The sequence below is a fragment of the Indolivaga capnocytophagoides genome (genome assembly GCF_036511535.1).
GTDB lineage: Bacteria > Bacteroidota > Bacteroidia > Bacteroidales > Dysgonomonadaceae > Dysgonomonas_A > Dysgonomonas_A capnocytophagoides.
In genome coordinates this window covers 3,510,123-3,535,147 of sequence record NZ_AP028867.1, presented here as the reverse complement: position 1 = coordinate 3,535,147, position 25,025 = coordinate 3,510,123, and the positions used below count along the sequence as shown (strand labels likewise).

General features: G+C 38.2%; 22 protein-coding genes. 7 read left to right on the top strand and 15 right to left on the bottom strand.

All coding sequences use genetic code 11. The features are described from left to right. Positions 1-31 precede the first annotated feature (31 nt). From AABJ51_RS14290 to ndk, 4 genes are all read right to left on the bottom strand, one after another. On the bottom strand, positions 32-1,372 hold the full coding sequence (locus AABJ51_RS14290) for a BT_3928 family protein (RefSeq protein ID WP_026627119.1): 1,341 nt from the start codon (positions 1,370-1,372) through the stop codon (positions 32-34). Between the two features lie 24 nt (positions 1,373-1,396). Beyond that, complete coding sequence (locus AABJ51_RS14285) at positions 1,397-1,948, bottom strand: DUF1599 domain-containing protein (protein WP_026627120.1); 552 nt, start codon at positions 1,946-1,948, stop codon at positions 1,397-1,399. Positions 1,949-2,157: 209 nt separating this feature from the next. Next, positions 2,158-3,132 carry a peptidoglycan DD-metalloendopeptidase family protein gene (locus AABJ51_RS14280; RefSeq protein ID WP_338373061.1) on the bottom strand — a complete coding sequence of 325 codons (975 nt, stop codon included), beginning with the start codon at positions 3,130-3,132 and terminating at the stop codon, positions 2,158-2,160. A 29-nt stretch (positions 3,133-3,161) separates the two neighbouring features. Continuing rightward, entirely contained in the window at positions 3,162-3,623 is a 462-nt protein-coding gene (ndk, locus tag AABJ51_RS14275; protein WP_026627122.1) for a nucleoside-diphosphate kinase, read from the bottom strand. 767 nt (positions 3,624-4,390) lie between these two features. On the opposite strand from ndk, the gene AABJ51_RS14270 reads away from it, so the two are divergent. Further along, entirely contained in the window at positions 4,391-5,041 is a 651-nt protein-coding gene (locus AABJ51_RS14270) for a response regulator transcription factor (protein WP_026627123.1), read from the top strand. A 14-nt stretch (positions 5,042-5,055) separates the two neighbouring features. On the opposite strand, the gene queG is transcribed toward AABJ51_RS14270, so the two are convergent. The 8 genes from queG to AABJ51_RS14230 all read right to left on the bottom strand — a co-directional run bounded on the left by queG (position 5,056) and on the right by AABJ51_RS14230 (position 12,768). After that, on the bottom strand, positions 5,056-5,994 hold the full coding sequence (queG, locus tag AABJ51_RS14265) for a tRNA epoxyqueuosine(34) reductase QueG (protein WP_338373058.1): 939 nt from the start codon (positions 5,992-5,994) through the stop codon (positions 5,056-5,058). Next, positions 5,991-6,560, bottom strand: coding sequence for a hypothetical protein (locus AABJ51_RS14260; protein ID WP_134435580.1), 570 nt, complete (start codon positions 6,558-6,560; stop codon positions 5,991-5,993). The genes queG and AABJ51_RS14260 overlap by 4 nt, the downstream gene beginning before the upstream one ends. A 107-nt stretch (positions 6,561-6,667) precedes the next feature. Beyond that, on the bottom strand, positions 6,668-7,657 hold the full coding sequence (locus AABJ51_RS14255; RefSeq protein ID WP_338373057.1) for a hypothetical protein: 990 nt from the start codon (positions 7,655-7,657) through the stop codon (positions 6,668-6,670). A gap of 30 nt (positions 7,658-7,687) precedes the next feature. Continuing rightward, on the bottom strand, positions 7,688-8,449 hold the full coding sequence (locus tag AABJ51_RS14250; RefSeq protein ID WP_338373055.1) for a TIGR03915 family putative DNA repair protein: 762 nt from the start codon (positions 8,447-8,449) through the stop codon (positions 7,688-7,690). 10 nt (positions 8,450-8,459) lie between these two features. Further along, positions 8,460-9,725 carry a putative DNA modification/repair radical SAM protein gene (locus AABJ51_RS14245; protein WP_338373053.1) on the bottom strand — a complete coding sequence of 422 codons (1,266 nt, stop codon included), beginning with the start codon at positions 9,723-9,725 and terminating at the stop codon, positions 8,460-8,462. A 162-nt stretch (positions 9,726-9,887) separates the two neighbouring features. Next, positions 9,888-10,478: a terminase small subunit-like protein gene (locus AABJ51_RS14240; protein WP_338373052.1), complete on the bottom strand. Its 591-nt coding sequence runs from the start codon at positions 10,476-10,478 to the stop codon at positions 9,888-9,890. A 177-nt stretch (positions 10,479-10,655) separates the two neighbouring features. Then, on the bottom strand, positions 10,656-12,230 hold the full coding sequence (locus AABJ51_RS14235; protein WP_026627128.1) for an Rne/Rng family ribonuclease: 1,575 nt from the start codon (positions 12,228-12,230) through the stop codon (positions 10,656-10,658). 262 nt (positions 12,231-12,492) lie between these two features. Further along, positions 12,493-12,768 (bottom strand): HU family DNA-binding protein, encoded by a 276-nt coding sequence (locus AABJ51_RS14230; RefSeq protein WP_026627129.1) that lies wholly within the window; start codon positions 12,766-12,768, stop codon positions 12,493-12,495. Positions 12,769-13,152: 384 nt separating this feature from the next. On the opposite strand from AABJ51_RS14230, the gene AABJ51_RS14225 reads away from it, so the two are divergent. The 3 genes from AABJ51_RS14225 to AABJ51_RS14215 are packed head-to-tail and all read left to right on the top strand — an operon-like array spanning position 13,153 to position 15,183. Continuing rightward, a complete protein-coding gene (locus AABJ51_RS14225; RefSeq protein ID WP_026627130.1) occupies positions 13,153-13,632 on the top strand; it encodes an RNA polymerase sigma factor in 480 nt (159 codons plus the stop codon). Between the two features lie 33 nt (positions 13,633-13,665). Then, positions 13,666-14,262: a hypothetical protein gene (locus AABJ51_RS14220; RefSeq protein WP_134435577.1), complete on the top strand. Its 597-nt coding sequence runs from the start codon at positions 13,666-13,668 to the stop codon at positions 14,260-14,262. Between the two features lie 6 nt (positions 14,263-14,268). Further along, positions 14,269-15,183, top strand: coding sequence for a TraB/GumN family protein (locus AABJ51_RS14215; RefSeq protein WP_338373049.1), 915 nt, complete (start codon positions 14,269-14,271; stop codon positions 15,181-15,183). 4 nt (positions 15,184-15,187) lie between these two features. Here the strand turns inward: AABJ51_RS14215 and AABJ51_RS14210 are convergent, their stop codons facing one another. Further along, a complete protein-coding gene (locus AABJ51_RS14210; RefSeq protein WP_338373047.1) occupies positions 15,188-16,282 on the bottom strand; it encodes a glycosyltransferase family protein in 1,095 nt (364 codons plus the stop codon). 115 nt (positions 16,283-16,397) lie between these two features. After that, on the bottom strand, positions 16,398-19,058 hold the full coding sequence (locus tag AABJ51_RS14205; RefSeq protein ID WP_338373046.1) for a putative LPS assembly protein LptD: 2,661 nt from the start codon (positions 19,056-19,058) through the stop codon (positions 16,398-16,400). Between the two features lie 581 nt (positions 19,059-19,639). Here AABJ51_RS14205 and AABJ51_RS14200 point away from each other — a divergent pair. The 3 genes from AABJ51_RS14200 to AABJ51_RS14190 all read left to right on the top strand — a co-directional run bounded on the left by AABJ51_RS14200 (position 19,640) and on the right by AABJ51_RS14190 (position 23,984). Further along, complete coding sequence (locus tag AABJ51_RS14200; RefSeq protein ID WP_338373044.1) at positions 19,640-20,479, top strand: class I SAM-dependent methyltransferase; 840 nt, start codon at positions 19,640-19,642, stop codon at positions 20,477-20,479. Positions 20,480-20,540: 61 nt separating this feature from the next. Continuing rightward, positions 20,541-23,060, top strand: coding sequence for a YfhO family protein (locus AABJ51_RS14195; protein ID WP_338373043.1), 2,520 nt, complete (start codon positions 20,541-20,543; stop codon positions 23,058-23,060). Between the two features lie 18 nt (positions 23,061-23,078). Beyond that, complete coding sequence (locus AABJ51_RS14190; RefSeq protein ID WP_338373041.1) at positions 23,079-23,984, top strand: glycosyltransferase family 2 protein; 906 nt, start codon at positions 23,079-23,081, stop codon at positions 23,982-23,984. Positions 23,985-23,987: 3 nt separating this feature from the next. Here AABJ51_RS14190 and AABJ51_RS14185 read toward each other — a convergent pair whose 3' ends face one another. Then, entirely contained in the window at positions 23,988-25,007 is a 1,020-nt protein-coding gene (locus AABJ51_RS14185) for a lysylphosphatidylglycerol synthase transmembrane domain-containing protein (RefSeq protein ID WP_338373040.1), read from the bottom strand. Positions 25,008-25,025: the final 18 nt, after the last annotated feature.

Here is a 25,025-nt window from a genome sequence, read left to right as displayed (position 1 = left end):
ATTATATAATATAAAAAATTTAACAATATTCTCAATTCTTATTTTCCTCCGGCTCCTTTATCTCTGTAGGAGCTACACTTTTCCTATGGTACAATAACGCATCCAGAATCTTAACTATAACCAAAGGTACAAAGAACAAGAGGATTATTTTTGTTATATCCCGGGTATTAGGAAAATTATCTTTTTCGGGATGACCTACTGACAATTTTTCAATCGGTTTGTTCAGCATTCTTTCTTCGGGCACATCTTTATCTCCCCATTTGTTTATGATAACTCCATTCTTTATTAATAAAAGTCCCGGATTTGATCTCGTTATCGTTTTGAGCGTACGTTCATCAGTCAGGCAATAATCAAAATTGGTAATATTCTTATTTTCCTGGCTTAGAATAGTATCACGTGGAGATGATGTCAGACAATAGAATTTATAACCGTAATCTTTCGCATAATTATTGACATCTTCAAAATTACCCAGATTATTAATTCTCATTTCAGGCAAAGAATACGCAATCATCAGAAAGGTATAATTTGTATCGGTCAATACCTCGTTGGTTATATCTTCTTCGGCTTCTATCTTTGTCTTCTGCCTATTCAGATAAAGCCTGTTTATCGAAAAATCATGAATAACAGGTTCTTCTCCTTCTTTTATGACTTTATTATAACGATCTACAAACACCCAGGTAGAATCCTCCCACGGATAATTATCTTCTGTGAATTCTTTCTTCACCCCGTCTTTTTCATAGATAAAAGTATTCTCATAAACAGGAGCTTTATCTCCTTCCACAGTCATCAGCTTAGGAATATCCGCTCCGATCTTATAGGGACGAAAATCGATCATCGGCTCATTGCTTGTATTGTATATACAAAAAACGATTCCGCAAATAATAATATACAATGATACAAGCCAATAGAATTTGCCGGTAAATAGATTAGTAATTCTTTCATACCACAAAAGAGTGGCTACAGAACATGCCATCAAAACAATATTCTTGAAAAATGTTTCCCAATTGGTAATAATCAGGGCATCTCCAAAACAGCCGCAATCTTTTACAGGATTAGCTATTGCCAGATACAAAGTCAAAGGGGTCATAAAAAGCATCACGAGAAACAACAGACGTGATGTCCATTTGCGATAGAGTCCAAAGAGCATAAATATGCCGAGACACAATTCGCCTGCACACAAAATAATAGATATGGGTAACGATAAGTACAACAGATCCGAAAAGCCGAATGAAGTAAGATAATCCTGTACTTTATAGGCTGTACCCAAAGGATCTATCGACTTGACAAAACCCGAAAATATAAAGGTAGCCCCAAGCAAAACCCGAGCTATCTCTACTAAAATTTTCTCTATAAGTGATTTAGTCTTACCCATCAATATCTGCAAAATATCGAATAATTATTCTTCGTCTTCCGGATAATTTAGTTTGATAAGCCCAAATATCGAATAATTAATCATATCCATATAATTGGCATCTACACCTTCAGACACAATAGTTTGTCCTTCGTTATTCTCTATTTGTTTTGTTCTGAACAACTTCACCAAGATAAGATCAGTATACGAGCTGATACGCATACTTCTCCAAGCCTCTCCATAATCATGATTTTTAGCAAACATCAGATTTTTAGTCTGCAACATATGCTTATCATACAACTCCATTGCCCGATCGGTTGTGATATCAATCCCATCGTTATGCCCTAATTCGAGTTGGATCAATGCTACAATTCCATAATTTACAATACCTATAAATTCGGAAGCAATACCTTCATCTACTTTAGTCACACCTTTTTCTTCGATACTCCTGATTCTTTTTGCTTTTATAAGAATCTGGTCAGTTACCGATTGCGGGCGAAGTATTCTCCACGATGCTCCGTAATCAGTCAGTTTCTTTTTGAATAAGTCCCTGCATATCGAGATAATGTGTTCAAATTGTTGTTCGGTATTTGGCATCTTTTCTATATAGATAAATTAATTGAAACCATGTCTTAATAAGCAGAAAGCATTTGATACTCTATTCAAAATAGCAACTATCTGCTGTCATTATGTTTGACCAGTCTAACAAAAGTCCAGAGACCTTTCTTTCTATGCAAAGGTATGAAAAAAAACAAAAAGCATAAGGAAAACCCTATGCTTTTCTGTATGTTAGTATTTTCGATGTATCACGAAACGCGCAATGTTTTGCCTAAACGAAGAGTCTCTGTTTTTGACATATTATTCAGAGAACACAACTTACTGATAGATAAACCATGCTGTCTGGCAATCTTACCAAGTGTATCTCCTTTCTTTATCCGATAATACGAAACTGTTCCTGTTGCGTATTTGTTTGTGCTGTTCGCAGAGGAACGGCTTGTATTCGCTGCTTTGAAGTTACGTCCGGGTCTTCCCAACGCATTTGTAACAACCAGATACTTATCCTTATGGCAAGTTTTATTTTCAAAGTCTATCACATCTATCGGATCAATAGAACGACCTAAGAAACGCAGTTCGAAGTGAAGATGCGATCCGGTTGAACGCCCTGTGTTACCACCCAAAGCAATAGGATCTCCCGATTTAACGACATCATTATCCGAAACCAAAAATTTCGAAAGGTGACCGTAAACGGTTTCCAATCCATTTGGATGACGGATTACGACATAATTACCATATCCTCTTCTTTCGTACTCACAAACACGTATCTTTCCGTCGAAAGCAGCATAGATTGTATCGCCGATCTGAACTTTCAGGTCAATTCCATGGTGCATTCTTCTGCCTCTGTGTCCGTAATTTGAAGTGGTATAACCCATTGTGGGCATTGTGAAGTTTGAAAGGTCGACTGTGTACGTCGAGGGGATGTCGTCTAATGAACCGTATATATTCACATAACGGTTATTCCAGATACTGCCGTATAGGTCATCAGATGGGATTTCATCTGCATCCATAATACGTTCTTCTTGCGCCTCTTTGATTAGTGATAAATCTCGCTTAATTTTTATACCGTCTGCGTAGAGGTCATTCGACGGTTTGCTGTGCCTTTGTTTGTAGTTTAGCTCCACTCTTGCTGCATCGTCTTTGTGTTCTTTGGTCTGCGCAAAAGAGCACAAAGGGATAAATAGCATTGTAGCTAAAGTACAGACTTTGATTGTTTTCAAACTCACGTTAAATAACTTTTTGATTATATACTGAATTATACTTCATCATTTGAATATAAGAATGATAATACAGCCTTCTTATATGCAAAGATTTCATTTTCTTCAAAGAATCTGGAAAGCTCAACTTCTGCCGCTTCGACCGAATCGGATGCATGCACAATATTTTCCTGGAAAGAGATTGAGTAATCTCCCCTGATAGTGCCTGCTGCTGCTTCCCGTCCATTTGTTTTTCCAACCAGAGCCCTTACTACCGATACAGCATCAATACCTTCCCAGCATTGTACTATAACCGGCGATGCCATCATGGAATTTTTTACTCTTTGGAAAAACGGTTTATCCTTCAGATGCGCATAATGTTCATTCAGAATCGCATCGTCCAGCTGTATCATCTTCGTCCCTGCCAGTATTAAACCTTTGCGCTCGAACCGTGAGGTTACTTCTCCTATCAGTCCTCTCTGCATCGCAGAAGGCTTTAATATAACAAGGGTCTTCTCCATAAAGTGATACTACGTTTATAAAAAATACTGTTTCTCTCTGAGATGTGAAATATTCAAAGATAACACAATTATTTTGTTAATAACAAGTGTAAATGTGGTTGTTTTCATGTATTTAACAATGTCTCAAAATTTGACACATCGCTAAACGTTTGATTTATAAAAACATAATCAAATTGTCAAAGAAACATGTTTTTGAACAGTTCACATACTTAACTATTTTTAAGGTCTTTTCTGTATTATCGCCATACAATTAACAATAAAACAAACAGTTACACTAAAAAAAACATGTTTTATAGAATATTTTAGGGCTAAAAAAATCAAAATTCACAATTAGAAAAAGATGAGAAAACAATCATATTTCACAAGAAATATTTTTTCTACTTCTCATCTTATATCAGTTCTTTTTCCTTTCGAGATTCAACATGATTTTATTAAAATATCTGCTATTTCAATATTGCCTCATCGCCTTTCTATATAGATAAAATACAAGTAATAATTTCGCTTACTTCTGAAAAAAACGCTCTAACACACAGAATACAGATAAAACTCCAGCAAAGATCAATAGCCTCCAACTGTCAAAACGCATATCACATTAGCATCTTAAATACAATTTGCTCCCCAGGCAATAAATAGGTCTGAAACCTTAATTGGCAAAAACACGAATAAGTCTATTTAAATTTTATTAGATTTGTAATTTAGTAATAGAAAACACTTAACGTGTTGATAATTGATATGCAAAAGGTTTGAATCCTTATTCCGATAAAAAAATGAAAGACTTAATTATAGCCGATGCCCAGGATATAACCCGACAGGGATTAAAATCGCTCGTAAGCCAGATTAAAGAAATTGGAGTTGTACTTGACGCCTCAAATAAACCTCAATTACTCAATATGCTTTCGGAGAACAACGGCTGTATGGTCATTTTAGATTATACACTATCAGACTTCGCCTCCATCAATGAGCTCCAGATTCTGCACGAAAGATACCCTCTCGTTACATGGCTGCTCTTTTCGGATGAGCTGAGCGATACTTTTCTGCGAGAAATGGTCACTTACAGCTTACCTTTCAGCATTGCCCTTAAATCGAATACATTAGACGAAATAAAGGACGCTATTATCTCAACCTCATTAGGTGATCAGTTTTTCTGCAAACGGGTCGACAATCATATCAAAACATTAACCCGATCTCTAAGTGATCTGTCCGACAACCATCTTACTGCAACAGAGAAAGAGATATTAAAAGAAATAGCCTTAGGCAAAACGACCAAAGAAATAGCGGCAGACCGCAATCTCAGTTTCCATACTGTAATAACCCACCGCAAAAACATCTTCCGCAAATTGGAAGTCAACAACGTTCACGAAGCCACCAAATACGCTATGCGGGCAGGAATTGTAGATGTTTCGGAATATTACATCTAAGACAGCATTCTGCACTACAATTTCTTATTGTCCGCCAATGCTTTTATATTTCGCATAAGTCCGCTGTATTTTGCACGTTTTACAGCTGACCCTTTAAATATCCGTTGGTAATCTTCGACCTGCATGTTAGCCATCGAATCATAATCCAGAGACAAAAATTCGGCTTTCGGATTAAATTCTTCTGTGGTGTGAGGTCTAGCATATCTGTTCCAAGGACATACCAGCTGACAGATGTCACATCCGTACATTCTGTTATTCAACAACGGCTTAATACTCTCTGCAATCTCTCCTTTATTCTCAATAGTCTGATACGATATACACTTATTAGCATTCAACAAATGAGGTTTTTCAAGCGCATTAGTAGGACAAGCATCAAGACACCTTGTGCATTTTCCGCACGAAAGACTTAAAGGACTGTCATAATCGAGTTCCCGATCTATCATAATCTCTCCGAGAAAGAAATACGATCCTTTTTTCGGGATAATTAGTAGTGTATTCTTACCGATAAACCCTAGTCCGGCCTTTACTGCCCAATACCGTTCCATCACAGGTGCTGTGTCTGAAAATACCCTACCCTGAACATCAGGAACCAACGTTTTAATAAAGTCGAATAACTGATTGAGTTTTTCCTTCATTACTTCATGGTAATCCTTACCATAAGCATAAAAGGCAAACTGCGGAGCATCTTCCGCTTGACGTTCTTGTGGATAATAATTGAGAGCAAGACTGATTATCGAACGGGCTCCTTCTACAAGTTTTGTCGGATCGATCCTCTTTTCGGTATTACGTGCCAGATAATCCATATCAGCCTGATATCCATCCGCTATCCACCTTTCCAGACGGACTTTTTCTTCATTTCCGATTGGTTCGGCACGACAGACTCCGCATGCATCAAATCCGAGACTGAGGGCATGCTCCTTTATTTTATCGCTATATGATATTTCAGCACTCAATACTTGGAGATACGTTTAATTCCAAATTTATCATAGGCAGCAGGATCAACACATATCTCTCGTTTAGTGATCTTATTGCGGAATATAACAAAATCGTAATCTTTAAACGACTTGTTCTTTGTTCTCTTCTGCATATCCTGTCCAAATACAAAAAGCTTACCTTTTACCGGTTGTGCCTCCCATATTTTTGACAGTTTATACTTATCGATAAGGTAATTTCCCGCAGATGCCGTAAATGCAGCATATCCGGCATTACTTGCACGACGAAGTAAGACAGTCTTATTCGGGTCATTCTCGGTCGCTTCGGTCGAATAATCTAGAGCTCGCCCCGTAATTTTGAGCGACAGATCGATGATAGATTCTATATCATCAGCCGGGTTATCAATATTGTTTTCGATAAACACAGCCAGATTCTTATCCTTCACTTTATAATTCTTCCTTCCCCCGTCTTCTTTATAACCGGTGGCTCCTCTGTAAAGGGTTCCTCTGAATACGAATGCAGCCGCAAGTACGATAACAAGCACTACAAATATGGTAGCTAATTTATTCTTCCTCTTCTTTTTCATAACATAGTTTGAGTTGACGGGTCAAATATAGATAAAGTATATAGAAAAGCGATTCAATATATCAATAATCAGAACTTCTAAGCTTTACCGAAAGAAAGACCAGACACTTATGAAGGAAGCATCTCATAGTAGAAATTTCCACTGTGGGGCACACTCAGATAACCCTTTTCAAATAGTTCATTAGTCGTTTGAGTATAAATAAAGTGGTACCACCAAATAAAGAACTCGTCATAGCTAATCTCTTTAGAGTATCCAAGCTTTTCGTATGTTTGCTCGCTATAAGCCCGATAATTTTCCAATACAGCTAACAAATCGGGGAGAAAAGAATCTGCGATCTTCTCTAATATAATATTATCCGACATTGATACTTTATGCTCAAAAAGATCTCTTGACAGTTTTTGTCCTCTATTATTTCCATAAATAGAAAAAGTCTTTTCATCTTTGGTCTGTATCATCATATTTCCGTAAATACCGAAGGCTTCACGTTCTTGATTATTCCATTCAACTATCTCCTGAAAATAGTATTTACCATGTCTCATCGGTCTGTTTTGTCTTTTAAGAAAGTTCTTCTCCACATTATCAATCTGCCAACTGTCTAATAAGACATCACTCAGTATAAAAAAAGACCATGTATCAAAACTATCTGTTTTAGCAATATTAGTTGTTTCAAACAAATCTTTAATCTTCGGCAAATTACTAATTATCTTGCTTGTAATATCTTCTGAAATAGGAGCAGCATACTTAAAAAGAGAATCTCCATCCCTATTATTTGCAATAAAAATAGAAGGTTTATACACATCCCCGATTTTATGAAGCCAATCTTTCGACTCTAAAAAAGATGTAATCTCATTCACTTTTTCTTTACTAAAATTGGTTTTCTCCATAAAAGCTACTAGCGGAATGTTCTGGTGTAGGCAAAACAGAAAATAATCCATACTATCTTTCCTCGAAGAAAAGTCGGGATAATTATCTCCTCTCGAAATCATTGAATACTGAAATTTTTTCACGAAAACACTATCAATATTTGCATGAGTTTGTGCATTCGCATCTTGCAAGATCAGTAAGAATAAAAGAACAAAGCTTAATTTTGAATACATAATATATTATTTTTTAACTGATGTTACTAATCATTGTTTCTCCGTCAAATATTTCCAGAAACGTTTCGGCATATGCTGTCGCTGCAATCTCAGGTTGATCCGTTCTTTGATGGTCATTGCTTTAAAATAACCCTTCCATAGTTCCTGAAAGAGTTTCTCATCCTCAGCCATAAGGCTCTCGTCAAGTTTTCCGCTCAGCAGATGATTATCATCTTCGAGTATTATTTCAGACGCAGTATGCAAGTCATAGAAATACCCGTATCTGCGCTTTGTATCGTATATAACCCACTTCTGATCGGAAAAACGATCCGAAAAATGGTTGATCACAATAGGCAGCGCATTATAAACAGGAGCAACGGGAGCAAAGAATATATCGTCGGCAGCCTTCTGAAAACGAACAAACATCTCAAGATAATGACCTTCGTGACTCACCTTACGGGCAATCTGATGTAACTCCAACACATCTTTATCTCCAAAATTAGTTTCAATGGAAACCCTACTGTCTATTGTTTTACGCATGTAGCGGAACAACAAGTCATCGCAGCCTTCCTCTTCCGACAGCCATGCATAAGTAATCATATTGCAAGCCTGTTTCGATAATTTCTTTTCGAGGGCTGTCCATACCCTTATCGACTTATCCTCCTGAGTCAATACCGTATAACTGTCTTCCATAAACAACGGGGGAATGTCTCCTTCTCCCAATAACTGATCAGGAAAAGTCTTGCGGCTATACGCATCGAATACGGCAGTCAGCAATCCCTCAAATGTTTTATCGTAAAAGAATACAAGCATTGATTTTTACTTATTCGGGAAAAATGATCTTCATCTGACGGTCATCCTCCCCTTTTCGTTTTTTAGGCTCAGTCAATATTTTTCGAATATAATCGGGTGTGGCCTCATTCACCGTATATATCGGCAACTCGTTGCAAGTGATAAAGTATTGAGCCTTTTTCATTACTATTCCCATCTTTTTGAGTTGTGATGAATTCAACCTTCCGTATTTGCGTGATGTAACAATCAATTTTGCGGATTTAACCCCTATGCCCGGCACACGCAGAATCATCGAATAGTCGGCACGATTAATATCTACAGGAAACATTTCGGGATGCCGTAATGCCCATGCCAGCTTCGGGTCAATTTCAAGATCAAGATTAGGAAAACGGTCATCAACAATCTCATCAGCCCTAAATTCATAAAACCGCATCAGCCAATCGGCCTGATACAGACGATTCTCCCTCACCAAAGGAGCACTCGTCAATACAGGAAGCCGTTTATCGTAACTATTGACAGGTATAAATCCCGAATAATACACACGCCGCATACTTGGCCGTTTGTACAAAAGCGACGACAGACGGAGAATATCCTTATCCGTTTCACTGGTGGCTCCAACAATCATCTGTGTACTTTGTCCGGCAGGAACAAATCGGGGAGCAGATCTCATCCGTTTGCGGTCTTCAATACTCTGAAGCATTCCCTGCTGTATAAACCTCATCGGTTGAAAAACACTGATGTGGTCTTTCTCCGGAGCAAGCAGTTTCAGATTCTGCTCGGTAGGTATTTCGAGGTTTACACTCATACGATCGGCATACAATCCTGCCTCGTTTACCAGTTCCTGACTGGCTCCGGGGATACTTTTCATATGGATGTAGCCATTGAAGCGATGAACAACCCTCAATTCCTTTATAGCACGCACCATACGCTCCATGGTATAATCGGGATTACTGATAACACCGGAGCTGAGAAACAACCCTTCGATATAATTACGGCGGTAAAACTCGATAGTCAGTTCCACCAACTCATTTACCGTAAAAGTCGCCCGTCGTATATCGTTGCTCCTGCGGTTTATACAGTATGCGCAGTCATAGATACAGTTATTAGTCAACATAATCTTTAGTAGCGAAACGCAACGTCCGTCTTCTGTAAAGCTATGACAAATACCCATGCCCCCTACCGTGTTACCCAAAGTACCCGCCTTATTCTTACGGACGGTACCACTGGAGGAGCACGAAACATCGTATTTAGCCGACTCTGCTAAAACTTTAAGTTTCTCTAATACAGCATCATTCATGATGTACAAAGAAAGAGATTTTGTTTAAAATAACCCTCCGAAAAAGTCTTAAAACAATATTTCCTGTTGATAAAGTTTGTGAGTGCTTAAAAATCAGTGAACAGAAAACAACCGATCATAAAAGGTAACAAAGGTCACACCGAATCTGCATATTTTTCATTGTCACTTTATTACCTCATTATATCGACTGTCCAATGAGGGATCATAAGCATCAGTAGCCGATTTCTGTCCTGCTGCTGCATACTTCCGCTCGATTTGCTGGCACCTTTCTCTTTTTTCTTCTTCGGTTCCGGAGAAACGGAGTAGTTCAATCTGATCCGCTGTTTCCGGGTTAAGTACTATGATCTCCCAGGGGCTCGGCATATTCTCTACTTTTTCTTCTATTTCACCTTCTTTTGCCATTGCCATTTTCAGCGTTTTTTCGTCTGCGGAATATTCTTTCATCGTCACTGTTTTTCCGGTCAGGTATATTTCGCCGTAATCATCTACGGCATATTTATATCGGGTTGTAGCTACGGTATAGCCATGCTCTAATCTCTGCTTGAGTATTTTTCGTGCTTTTTGAGCCAAACGTTCGTCACGTCCCGCACGGGCATCATCTATCATTTCCTTAAAATCGGAATGATTCCGTGCCCACTGATAAAATGTTTTACGGCTGATATTGTGCATCATGCAGATTTCCCCCAATGTATACTCGTCTTGTTCGATTGCATCAGCAATCTTCTTTCCTAAATCTTCTGTGTACTTTGCCATAATCGAATGTGTTTTTTTAAGTATAGATAAAAACACTCGGCAGTCAATGGGTAATAATAGAAAAAAAGGCCCTACAGGCCTCAAATAATCAGTTCTAATTTCATGTGTTTGCCCTACAACAAAAAGGCCTGAGACCTAAAAAACGGATGCAATATTAAAATTACATCCGTTTTTCTATTATTTCAATTCGATTTCCTGCTTCAAGTCTATCTCTTCCTTATCTGCTCCATAAAAATGAGCCTCGAGAAAAGCCAGGCTTTGATCAGGAATTATTTTAAAACCGAATCCGTACCGCCATTTCCATTTCCATTTTTGGGATGGGAATCCCTGGTTAATATATGCTGCGATATACGGATGTACATGAAGGGTAAATTTTTTCACTTCCAGCTTATTTACCAAATAGCTGATTTTAGATCTGAGTGAGTCGGTAAACAGGATAGATGGTTTGATTTCTCCTTTTCCGAAACATGTCGGGCATGTTTCAGTGGTATCAACCACCATCTCGGGACGTACCCGTTGACGGGTAATCTGCATCAACCCGAATTTGCTCAACGGCAATATATTGTGTTTGGCTCTGTCGCTGGCCATCAGCTCCTGCATTCGTGCCACCAGCTTGCTGCGGTGTTCACCTTCCGACATATCTATAAAATCGATTACGATAATTCCTCCCAGATCACGCAGGCGCAGTTGCCTTGCAATCTCTTCGGCGGCTGCCGAATTTACTTCGAATGCATTGTTTTCCTGTCCGGCTTCTTTTACTTTAGCTCGGTTTCCGCTATTGACATCAATAACATGTAAAGCCTCGGTATGCTCTATAATCAGATAAGCCCCGTTACGGAAAGTAACGGTTTTACCGAAAAGAGCTTTCATTTGTTTAGTGACAGCAAAATGATCGAATGTAGGAAGATCGCCTGTATAAAGCTTTACAATATCTTTCTTTTCAGGAGCTATAATACTTATATAGTCCTTAATTTGGCTGCAAACCTCTTTATCGTTTACGTGGATATCATGAAACGATGAATTAAATACATCTCGCAATAACCCTACGATACGGCCTGTCTCTTCATAAACCAGAGTAGGCAGTTTGTCTTTTTGTATTTTGGGTAAATTCTCTTCCCAGCGTTTTACCAGAGTTTTCAGTTCGTTATCCAATTCAACGACTTTCTTCCCCTCTGCAACGGTGCGGACTATTACCCCAAAGTTTTTTGGCTTTATACTTTGAATTAACTGGCGGAGACGCGCTCTCTCTTCTTTCGATTTTATTTTTTGCGATATCGATACTTTATCATTAAACGGTATTACCACGAGAAACCGTCCTGCAAATGATAATTCGGATGTAAGCCGGGGACCTTTGGTCGAGATCGGCTCTTTAGCCACCTGCACCAATATTTCCTGTCCCACTTTCAGTATATCGCTTATACTTCCGTCTTTATCAATATCTTTTTCCAGTGTCATCTTCGACACTTGCGGAAATTTCTTTTTATCCCCCAATGCTTGCTTGTAGAATTTATCTACAGATCTGAATTGAGGACCCAGGTCTAAGTAGTGAAGAAAAGCATCCTTCTTGTATCCGATATCTATAAATGCAGCATTCAACCCCGGCATCAGTTTTTTAACCCTGCCGGCATAAATGTTGCCAACCGCATACGAAACATCTCTTGCTTCTTTCTGAAGTTCTACTAATTTCTTATCCTCCAGTACAGCAATAGAGATTTCTTGCGGCTGAACATCAACTACAAGTTCGCTATTCATTTTATACTACTGTGTATTTGTGTTTCCAACAACTCCTGTCATAGGAGTTATTCCTATCAGATGCACAAAGAACAAACTTAAACCATTCTATAACCTTTAAGTTTGTTCTTGTAATTCTTTAAATAAGATTCAGAAGAATTTATTTTTTCTTTTTATGTCTATTCTTTCTTAATCTTTTTTTACGCTTATGCGTAGACATTTTATGTCTTTTTCTTTTCTTACCACTTGGCATGATCTATAGTTTTTATAAATTAATACTCAGTTATTTCTTAACTTGATTGACAAAAACTTTAGCGGGCTTGAAAGAAGGAATGTTGTGCTCTGGAATGATGATTGTCGTATTTTTTGAAATATTACGAGCTGTTTTTTGTGCACGTTTTTTCACCACGAAGCTACCAAAACCTCTAAGGTAAACGTTTTCGCTTTTGCTAAGAGAATCCTTTACTACTTCCATGAAAGATTCTACAGCTGTTAACACGGTTGCTTTGTCAATACCTGTGTTTTTTGCGATTTCGTTAACGATATCTGCTTTTGTCATTTTTGTATTTCCTTTTATTGTTAATTACTAATTTTTTGGACTGCAAATATATAGCTTTTTTTTTCCTTAAAAAAACAAATAACTAGCATTTTTTATGAAAACTCATTATTTGGATGGATTAGGCATATCCATAAGGGAGAGTTGCTATACTGAACGCCGACAAAGATATACATTATTTCCAATATACTGTAAACAAATACATTAAATATAGGCCAATACCTGCCATCAATGTATTTTCAGCTATTTTATTTATAAAATATTATTATTTTTGACTACAAAGTGTGACTTATAAACACAACTCTACGACTTATTATACAAGAGTAAGTAATATCACAGTTTAAAAACAATAGCCAATAAAAAAGGTCTCAGACCTTACAATAGGAAATGTACAATCAGGATTTGGAAAAGGACTTTATGGATATGGTACGGCATAACGAGCGTATCATCTACAAAGTCGTCTCCTTTTATGCGGATATCGACCAGAGTGTCAGCGATCTGTATCAGGAGGTTGTTCTGAATCTATGGAAAGCCTATCCTTCATTCAGAGGAGAAAGCAAAGTCTCGACCTGGATATACAGGATCTCTTTGAACACATGTATTACTTTTTTCCGCAGAAGCAAACGTTCTATTTCTTATACCGATCTGGTTATCGATATTTCGGATATTCCCGACGAAGATGACAATATCAAAGAATTATACAGACTGATAAACAAGCTGGGAAAGATAGAAAAGGCTCTGGTTCTACTTTATCTGGATGAAAAACCGTATAGAGAGATCGCCGAAATTACCGGTCTTACCGTGACCAATGTGGCTACAAAGCTGAACCGTATAAAGGATAAACTCAAAAAAATGTCAAACGAATAGTGCTATAGCATTTTACCAAAAAATACCATTTTTATGGATCTGGATAATTTAAAAAAAGTATGGAATGAGAATCAGATAGAATTACCATCGGTATCCGATGATAAGATACTCTCTATACTAAAAGGTAAGGGTAAGACTGCTCTCTACAAGCTATATATATGGGAACTGATAGGAGCAATTATCTTTCTTCCGCTGATAATAGCTCCATTTATACATAATAAATTTTTCATTCTTTTTCAATATTCGAAGTTTTCGCAGTATTTCCTAATGTCTTTCTGTATACTGGGTTTTCTGTGGCAATTATACAAAATACTGATACTGAAGAAGGTCGACCTCAAAAACAATTCTATCATTATGAGTTATAAGTACATTTGCAGGTATAAGCTATGTATAAATATTGAGGTCTTTGTCTCACTTCTTTTTATCTCTGTATTTATGATCTCCTTCTTTTATCCGTTGTCGGGCTCTATCCCCGATGAAAAAAGATACCTTATATATATTATTGTAAGCGTCTGGTTTGTTATAATGCTGGCTTTAATGTGGCTTGTTTACAAAAAATTCTACAGGAAACAAATCAGAAAGATCGAAGAATCGATAATGGAAATACAAGATTTTGAAAAAGATAATTGATCCCCCATGAAACAATTCAGACAAATACAAATAATACTTGCCCTTTATCTTATAGGATCATGTTCGTGCATGTTCGCACAAACCCATCAGTTTACAGGCAGTGTACTCTGGAAGGTATCAGGAAACGGGTTGACCGAAAGTTCATATATATTCGGAACAAATCATATTTTATCTAAAGCCTTTCTTAGCAGAATAGACGGACTGGACGACATTCTCAATTCATGTCAACAAGTTGTCGGCGAAATAGATATGAATGAAGGTACTCTTGATCTATCGGCCATCCGCAAAGCATCTCTACTACCTGAAGGAAAAACTTATAGTCAACTTCTTGATAAAACTGATTACAACAAGCTGGACTCTGTCTTACAACAAGACCTAAAAATAAGGCTCTCTCAGGTCGAAAATATCAGCCCTGTTACAATCCTGACAATGTACACCGTAAACCTCTACAATAAAATATCGGATGGAGGCTCATATTCGGAAAATATGGACAATTACTTTCAAGAGTATGCACGTACAAATAGCAAAGAGGTTGTTGCTCTGGAAACTCTTGACCAACAAATACAATATCTTTTCTACTCCAAATCACTTAATGATCAGATAAACGAACTACTATGCGTTATTTCGAGTCATACGATTGAAAAAGAAATGAAAGAATTAGACCAAAGCTACCAAAACGGAGACCTTATTGATCTGGAACGATTAATGAATGAAGATTCCGATTGTTCTTCAGGTTCCGAAGAAAGAGAAATTATATACAAAGACAGAAACGACGACTGGCTGGAGAAATTACCTAGAATCATGGCAGACAAAACCTCCTTTATAGCTGTTGGCTGTTTGCATCTGGTAGGAGAAGACGGCTTGCTAAACAAATTAAGCCTGATGGGTTACCACATAGAACCGATTGGTATGCAACCCTAGCATATTACTTGCTGTTCCAAAAATCAAGATACTGACGGGCTACTTTGATATAATCGTGATGCTTTTCTACAAAAGAACGGCTTGCCATCCCCCTGTCCGATAAGGTTGATTTATTCAGTATCAAAGATTCGAGATTGCCGTAAATACTATCTTCGGTAGGATATATATTTACAATGGGATAGTTGTCCGTTTCATTCAGCAATCTGTACATTTCAGGTTCACCCCCACTGACTAGCACCTTACCCAAACCCATAGTCAACAATCCATTTACTGCAGGCGAATACGAATATATCTGGTCGAGCACCACATGAGCATTATTTATCAGCTCCAGATAACGGGAATAAGTAACAGATTCAGCTTTAAATATTGCTACATCATCGGGATATGTACGTTGCAGGTGCGTCAAAGCTTCTGACAATAAATCTGTACCCTTAAATTCGCTTCGGGCTTTATTTATACCTATAAAGAAGTTTATCTTATCCTGTATCTCAATGCTGCTGTATTTGATAGAGCCGGTATTTACAGGTAATGGTATGTAAGCAAGTTTATCCGCATATTCGTCCTCATAGGCGGCGAAATATTCGTATAGACACGCCACAATACCATCCGACGTTTCGGCCATTTCTATATTCGCATCTTTTCGTTTAGTATGCAGCCAGTTGTATTTAACTTTACGATTATAGTCCAGATCATTTTCTTTGTTTCCGATATTAAATTCCGAATACCGGAACTTTTTATCGAGACACGCCTTCAACCAAAAGTAATCATCTCCGAAAGCTCCTAAAAAGACCTTTCCGTTATTGCGTTTCAGATACCGGTATAAGTGTATATTGACATGAATATTCTGTGTAGTAAAACAAGGGTTGATCAACTGAACAATGTCATATCCTCTGAAATTGCGAAGGTTAGCCACAACACGCCCAAAACTATCAGCTGTATCGAATAAGCCCGAACTCCGCCGATACAAATCAATATCCCTGTAATAGTTTTTAAAACCATCTCCGTCAGATGCCAGAACCACTTCGTGTCCCAGAATCTTAAGAGCCTCTGCTAAAGTCAAATGCAATCCGCTATATTCACCCAGCAATAAAATCTTCATGAATGGTTCTAAGTAAAAGAAAGTATTTAATGATATACTTTTGTTTATAACAGTCCTTGGTCGTTTTATCGCCTAAGCATAAGACCTCAGATTTGAAATATCTAATCCCCTTTTATCAATCCCATGCGGGATCATAACTTGTTTTACGTCCTCTTTTTTCGTATTTAAGATCCTGCAACATAGAAGAATTTACTCTCAGTGTTACAAAATAAGATGTGTAATCCCCGAAAGGAACTAATGATGCCGATATATTCCAACAGTGTAAGTTACGGCTGATGTTACAGTTCATATAAGTTACCTTTTTCGCATCGAAATCATATGCCGATGTAAAAGAGAAGTTCCAGTTCTTGGTTGGCTGTATAGAACCGTTAAAACTCAGATTTTGTCTGATTTTTCCTTTATATTCAAGTTTCTCATAGTCAAAATCACCATAACCATAATTCATACTATAGCTGAATGACAGGTTCCATTTGATTTCATTTCTCTGATAACCGTCATCATCATAAGTTCCGGATTCTTTTTTCTTGCTGAACAGGCTTTGTCTTGGTCCTGTTTCTTCCGTATCTTCTGTGTTCTCATCCAGATTTTCATCTCCCGGACGAGGATCTTTTTTTCCTTTAGAATCTTTATCGCCTCCTTTTCCAAACCATTTTTTAAATGTGTCCTGATTTATCGAAGGAGAGATTGAATATCCTGTACTTTTCAAGCGTCCTATCGTTCCATATTTCGAAATACGCAGCTGATCAAGTTTTACCGGAGTATTTTTAGAATCCAACCCATATACATACGGGTCAAATACCGCGTTAATATTTACTGTAAGATTTTTACTGAGTTTCAAACGGGTATTAGTGACGATATCGCTCCACTTATACTTATCGGCAGCCATATTATAACTAAAGCTGATTCCCAAATTATCGATAAGACTGATTATTTTAGTAGAATCGTTATCTGTAGCCACTTTCATTTCGATATTATTATCGAAACTGAAGTTAATATTCCCCTGTTTTCCGGAAGAAGGATATCCGAATATTCCGCCTTCATACGGAGAATATTTATTTTGAACAAGCTCTCCGTCCGCATTGTAATAACTATATCCCACGTAGGCTCCGTAACGAGACTGACTAAAATCGGGACTACCGCTATAACTGATAGACGGTGTAAACACGTGTCTGATCTTTTGTAATTTTCCTATTTTGAAAACCGGCTCATAAAAACCATATAATTTCGTTTGAAGGCTTATTGAATAGTTGAAGTCATAGACACGATGAAACCCATAGGTCGTATCGGCTGCCACCATGGAGTTCGCAGACGGATCCCATGCTTTCGAGACCTTTCTTGTATACCAGCGTTCGTTATATGTTATATTAGGAGAAATATTCAAATAATTGAACAAGTTAAATGTTGCCCCTGCGCTCACCCTGTGTTTAGCTGCATTCTGCCAGTCTTTGACCAGATTCGATTTCAGCAGCTTATCATCTTTTGTGGAAATACTGTTTTTGAATTGGAACGAATAATCCAAAGAAACTTTTTCATACCATTTTTCTGCACCAGCTGCCATCTTCCGTTTAAATGGGTATATCCGAGACATCGTAACGGTCAAATCAGGTAATGTCAGAGACACCGAAGAATCTTGTGCATTTTGGTTTGCTGTAGCATTGAGCGATATAGAGAAAGGCGAATCAGGGAAAGTCTGAGTAAGGGTCACAGTTGAACTCCTCGTCGAGTTGGTTTCCATATTAGCAATCTGATTCAGACTGTTACGGCTATACGTCGAAGTCTGGTAACTTACACTAGCCGACAATGTCCGGTACATATTAGCTTTAGGATCCTGAGAATGTGTCCAGTTCAGGCTTAAATCTTTTGATTCACTAAATGATTCGGGTATATCCTTGTCTCCGATCTTTGTGTACAGGTAGCTCAAGTTAAAAGAGCCGCTTCTACGATATCGGTATTTGTAGTTCGAACGAGCCGAAATACCCCATGACCCTTTGGTATAAACTTCTCCGGTAAGAGCCAGATCATAATTATCATTTATAGCAAAATAGTATCCTCCGTCCCTCAGGTTAAAACCCCTGTCCATATCATCACCATAAGAAGGCATAATAATACCCGATGAATACTTTTCAGAGAAAGGGAAGAACCCGAAAGGGATTGCCAACGGCAATGGCAGATCCTCTATCACTAGATAAGCGGGTCCGGTAATAACATTCTTCTTTGGACGAACCTTAGCTTTGGTGAGCATCATATAAAAGTGAGGATGCTCATGATCGTCACAAGTAGTATATTTTCCGTCACACATAAAAAATGTGTCATCGGGATTTTTCTTTGCTTTGTCCGCTACGATATATCCTTCGCCCTGCTGCGTGATTACATGACGGATATATCCTTTCTTCGATTTGAAATTATAGCTTACGTTTTTCATTTCGTATTCGGTACCGTTATCAGAGAAAACAGGATAACCGAACTCCTTACCGATAGAATCAAGTCCATATGTTGCATGTACAATACTGCTGTCCATGCTCATCGAAATATTTTCGGCTTTGATAGACATGGTCTGATAATCGACCTTACTGTCTCCATACAAATATCCCATATTGCCCGATGAGAAGACGATAGAGTCATTTGCCGTATAATCAACCGGAGCATCCAACGCCGCTTTCTTGGGAACAGAATCCTGAGCAGTTGAGTCCTGAGCTAAAGAATCTGCCTTTACATTGCCGACAGGAGTCAACTGTTTTTTTGCAGAATCAGCAACAACAGAGTCAGATAAGAGCAAACCGCTCCTATTCTTTCCAGCACTTCTAGACAATTGGGAACCCCAAAATGGTGATGAAAATAACAGAAAAACAAATGTGTATATACAGAAATGAACCTTCTTCATTAATAAATAACAGCACGCATTTGATGACACATTTCTAAAATGATAACTAACTGTTGCTTTTATGCTTGGCAAGTTAACAAATAGGCCTGAGACCTTAAAAATGAAACAGCCTTATGCATTCAACTTGCAAAACTAAGCATTTAATGATAAAGGAAAAGCAAAAAAAACGAAAAACTAACTAATAAAGGATATGATACCCGCAAGAAGGCAAAAGGAACAGAGACAAATGCAGAAAAAAAATAGGACTTGTGATTTATACTATCTGAAAAATATTTAACGCACACCCTATTCTCTTAAGCACAAATTGTTTTGTTACGGTATTTTAGTACCTTTGCGGGATACATAAATACGATAGAGATGGATAGACTGTCTATCTGATCATTACACGTTTTTTGAAGAGTTTATTTTACCTGTAGCTGATGAACACAATACATATTGAGTTTTGTCCGGTTTGTGCGAACAGAAAATGTTCCGGGATGTTTGAATGTAAAGATCATTTGGTAACAAATGAGGTATTTTCAGTATTTAAATGCCCCGAATGCGGATTTGCTTTTACTCAGGATTTTCCGGCCGAATCCGAAATAGGAATCTACTACGATGCTCCCGAATACATATCACATACCGATTCACATAAGGGTATAATCAATTCATTATATCATCAGGCAAGAAAGATAGCTCTGCGGTCTAAGACCGGATTTGTATCCAAGTATGCTCCGGCATCCACAGGAACCCTGTTAGATATAGGCTGCGGAACAGGATATTTCCTGAATGCGATGCGCCAAAAGAAATGGATCGTAACCGGAATCGAAAAATCGGAACAGACACGTATTTATGCTCATGATAAATTCGGTCTGAACATTCAGGATTCGGATTATCTCTTCGATATACCAGCAAACACCAAAGACGTTATCACCCTTTGGCATGTATTGGAACATCTCGAAAAGCTGAATGAAACAATGGAGAGCCTCCACCGTATACTCAAAGATAACGGAACCTTATTTATTGCCCTTCCGAACAAAGAGTCTGCGGATGCTTGCTATTATAAAGAGAATTGGGCTGCATACGATGTTCCCCGCCATTTATGGCACTTCTCGCCTGCGGATTTTGAACTTTTCGCAAACAAACATAACTTCGAATTGATAAGAACTAAAGGCATGCCATTTGACCCATTCTACATTTCGATGTTAAGCGAAAAGAACAACGGATCGAAGACTTCTTCAATTTCGGGACTGTTTAAAGGTGGGTGGTTCTTTCTGCAAAGCCTGTTTAATTTGAATAAAAACAGTTCTCTTGTTTATATCCTGAAGAAAAAATAATTAATGTAAGAAGATATTTAATAGGTCTGAGACCTTAATAAAACCATAACTCCGGAAAAATATGATACAACAAAAGAAAACGGCTCTGCAGCAAATATTGCCTCATGTATTTGCAATCGTGTGCTTTTTAGCTGTAACATTTGTCTATTTCAGTCCTATGCTCGAAGGTAAAGTCCTACCTCAAAGTGATGTTCAGCAATACAAAGGAATGTCTAAAGAACTGAGTGACTACTACTATAACGAAGGCGAGTCATCAGCATGGACAGGATCGATGTTTTCCGGGATGCCGGCGTATCAAATCGGGGTCTGGGGCGGATCCCCTAACTTTCTGGACTATCTGGAAATGCCGGTCAAAGCCTTAGGCAGCAGTAGTGCAGGAGCTGTATTTACAGGTATGCTGATGGCTTACATACTGTTTTGTATCATGGGCGTCGGTTTCTTACCTGCGGTTTTAGGTGCAATAGCGTATTCTCTTTCATCTTACAATATTATTATACTTGATGCAGGACACGTTACCAAAGCCTGGTGTATAGCTTATATGCCGTTGGTTATTGCGGGCATGGCTGCGGCATTCAAAAGAAAGTACTTGCTGAGTGGTCTTTTGATGGGGCTTGGACTTGCTCTGCAAATCAAAAATAATCACCTGCAAGTGACATACTATACAGCAATTCTCTGTGCCTTTTTATATATCGGATTATTGATTAATGATATTATAAAAAAGAACCTGGCAGGCTTTGCAAAAGCCACAGGAGCTTTGGCGGCAGGTGTTATCATTGCTGTCTTATGTAATCTGGGAAATATCTATGCAAATTATGAGATGTCGAAAGAGAGTACCCGCGGGCAATCGGAATTATCGAAGCCTACAAACAGCGAAAAACAATCATCGGGTCTCGATAAGGATTATGCTTTTGCGTGGAGTTATGGAAAAGCAGAAACTCTATCATTGCTCGTTCCGGATATAAACGGCGGAGCTTCGGGAGGATGGTTATCTCCAAACTCGAATCTATATAAAGCCATCCAAACCAACGCACCTCAAGCTCAATTAGAAGCAAAAGGAATTCAGGCTCAGACATACTGGGGAGACCAACCTTTTACATCGGGTCCTGTATATTTCGGAGCCATCATATGCTTCTTATTCGTATTAGGTATGTTCGTTATCAAAAGCCCAATCAAATGGGTACTGCTTGCTTCAACCATATTTTTCATATTCTTGTCATGGGGACATAATTTCGAAGGCTTCAATGATTGGTTCTTTTACCATTTCCCTATGTACAACAAGTTCAGGGCTGTTTCAACGGCATTAGTCATACCGGCTCTCACTATGATAATCGTTGCGGTATGGGGACTCAAAGAGTTTCTGGAAGAAACGGAGGAGAAGAAAAAATTACAGCAATCGTTATATATTTCATTTGGTATTACAGCCGGAATAAGCCTACTGCTCTGGATTGCTCCGGGAATTTTCGGGCTATCATTCTCTTCTGAAAACGACCAGCAATGGATGACTCAGGTTCCGGACTGGTATTACACAGCCTTGATAGCCGATCGTAAAGACTTGTTATCGTCGGATGCCATACGATCATTCTTCTTTATCTTATTGGCAGGCGCAACTCTATTGGCTACTCTTAAAATGAAGGGTAATAAACAACAAGTTGCTTTTTATGCTACACTAGGCCTTATCGTATTAGTTCTGATAGACTTATGGAATGTAGACAAAAGATATCTGGATAACGATAAATTCCAAAGCAAACTGGCGTATAATACCAATCAGCCTTTTCCGCAAACAGCGGTAGATCATGCGATATTACAAGACAAAAGTGTATCATACCGTGTGTTGAATCTGAATAATCCGTTTAACGAAACCAAAACATCATATTACCATAAGTCGATCGGAGGATACCATGCGGCAAAACTGAAACGTTATCAGGAGTTGATAGATTACCGCCTTCAACCGGAGATCAACCGTATCATTAAGTCTTTCGATTCTCAGAATATCGACAGCATCACCAATACATTTAAAGCGAACACAGCTTTGAATATGCTGAATGCTAAATATATTATCTTCCATCCGGAACAACCACCATTACAAAATCCATATGCGATGGGCAATGCATGGTTTGTCGAAGATTATACATTCGTTGACAATGCAGACAAAGAGATAGAATCAATCAATACGATTAATCCCCTGAAAACAGCTGTGCTGAATAAAAAATTCGAGGCTGATTTGTCGGGCTTTAAAATAGTGCCGGACTCTACTGCACATATCGAACTAACCGAATACAAACCAAACCTGCTTAAATACAAATCTTCGGCTAATACCGAGCAACTGGCCGTTATGTCGGAGATATATTACCAAAATGGTTGGGAAGCTTATGTAGATGGAAAAGAAACCCCCGTATACTGTGCCGACTGGACATTAAGAGCAATACGTGTTCCGGCAGGAGAACATGAGATAGAATTCAAATTCGTTCCTCACAAATACAATACAGCCCGTACTGTGGCTTCAATAAGTACTGCGGCATTGCTGTTGTTATTGATTGGAGGAATTGCATCTGCTTTTATCAGAAAAGACAGAATTAAGTAATTAAGGAATATCATACTAATGAGATTTTCATTTATTACCTGTACATACAACCGGGACAAATATATCGGACAGACCTTACAATCGGTCTGCGATCAGAAATATCCTGATAATAATTACGAAATCATCGTCATAGATAATAACAGCACGGATAATACCGCTAGTATCTGTGAAGAATTCAGAGCTGAATACCCAAACAAAAATTTCAGGTATTTCAAAGAAATGAATCAGGGATTATCCTTTGCCCTTAACAGGGGAATTAAAGAAGCTCAAGGAGAATATCTGATCTTTGTCGATGATGATGAAACAATTATCCCCCAACATCTCGAAAGGCTCGATAATCACCTAAGAACTTATCCCGAAGCTGTATTATGCGGTACTCCCGTTATTCCCGTTTATGAAATACCCGAACCTAAATGGATGTCTCGTTTTACGCAAAGACTGATAGGTGGTTATTTTGATCAGGGAAAAGAGGTTAAGATTCTCGAAGCTAAAAATTATCCGGGAACAGGACATACAATTATAAAGAAAGAATTATATGAACGGTATGGGAACTATAATACCGAGTTGGGGCGCAAAGGCACATCATTGATAGGAGCCGAAGATAAAGATATGTTCAATCGACTCAAGAATAACAATATTGTCTGTTATTATCTACCCGATATACCCATATATCATCACATACCACCAAATAAAATGACCGATGAGTTTTTCCATAAACTCACCTATTCGATAGGAAAAAGCGAGCGTATACGCACAAAGGCTGTCTCAGAAAAAGAATTTCGGAACCGTTTATTATCCGAAGGCATCAAATGGGGAGCATCGGTAGTCTTATTCGCTGGTTATACTTTAGGCTTACAGCCATCGAAAGGATTCAGACTCCTGCAATTCAGATGGAACGTAACGAAAGGATTATTGGGTAAATAAGCCTTATTTTGTAGAAGGCTTTAACGACAAAGCAAACATACTGAACAGCCCGATAATCACAATCCACAGATTTTGTACGGCAAATACAACAAAAGCAAATGCTTCTCCCGATTCTTTGGTCACACCATACAAGCCCAATGATAACACCACAGCCGCATGCCAGACTCCTATACCTCCATTAGTCGGGATAGCCATACTTAAGCTACTTAAAGCAAAAGCAATCAAGGCTGCAGTTATACCCAAATGACGGGTAAAATCAAATGCGTAGAATGTAATATAAAAATACAGAAAATAAGAAACCCAGATTCCAATAGTATATAACAGGAAACGACCTTTATGCTTCATCTTGAAAATGGTTTTCATGTCATTCAACAATCCGAGAATAATACTCAGAACCTTTTTCACAATCTTATTCTCTTTGAATACCGTAAATATCAATCCGATAAAGATGGCCGCAACAATAACTCCTCCTATTATCCAAGGAGAAGAATACAAATTCTGAATAGTGGCCGATAATGCCTGATTATCTCTGATATAAGACAGGAAAACATCCACATTGAAACAACATGCCAGTAAAATAATGCATGCTACAGTACAGGTATCGGATACACGGTCGAGCAACATCGAACCAATCAATTTGGTAAAAGGAATTTTCTCTCCTTTAGCAACCATGGCACATCTCCAGACTTCTCCTCCACGGGGAATAGCGATATTTACCGCATAACTTCCGAGAACGGAATAAATAAGACTCCGTTTTGAAGGATTATAACCTAAGGGTTCTATCAGCATCTTCCAGCGTACCCCTCGTATTATATTACCCAAAGGTCCGAATATCAAAGAAAGGGCAAGTATCCCCCAATTAGCATCCTTTATAGTTACCCACATCTTATCGAAATCAGTATCCCTATATAAAAACCAAAGGATAAGTACGCCTAGAGCCAAGGGTATGATTATTTTAAGAATCTGAGATATCAGTGATTGTTTTTTTTCCGTCTCTTCCGGCTGAATGGTATTATTATCCATCTACTGTTATTTTAGAAT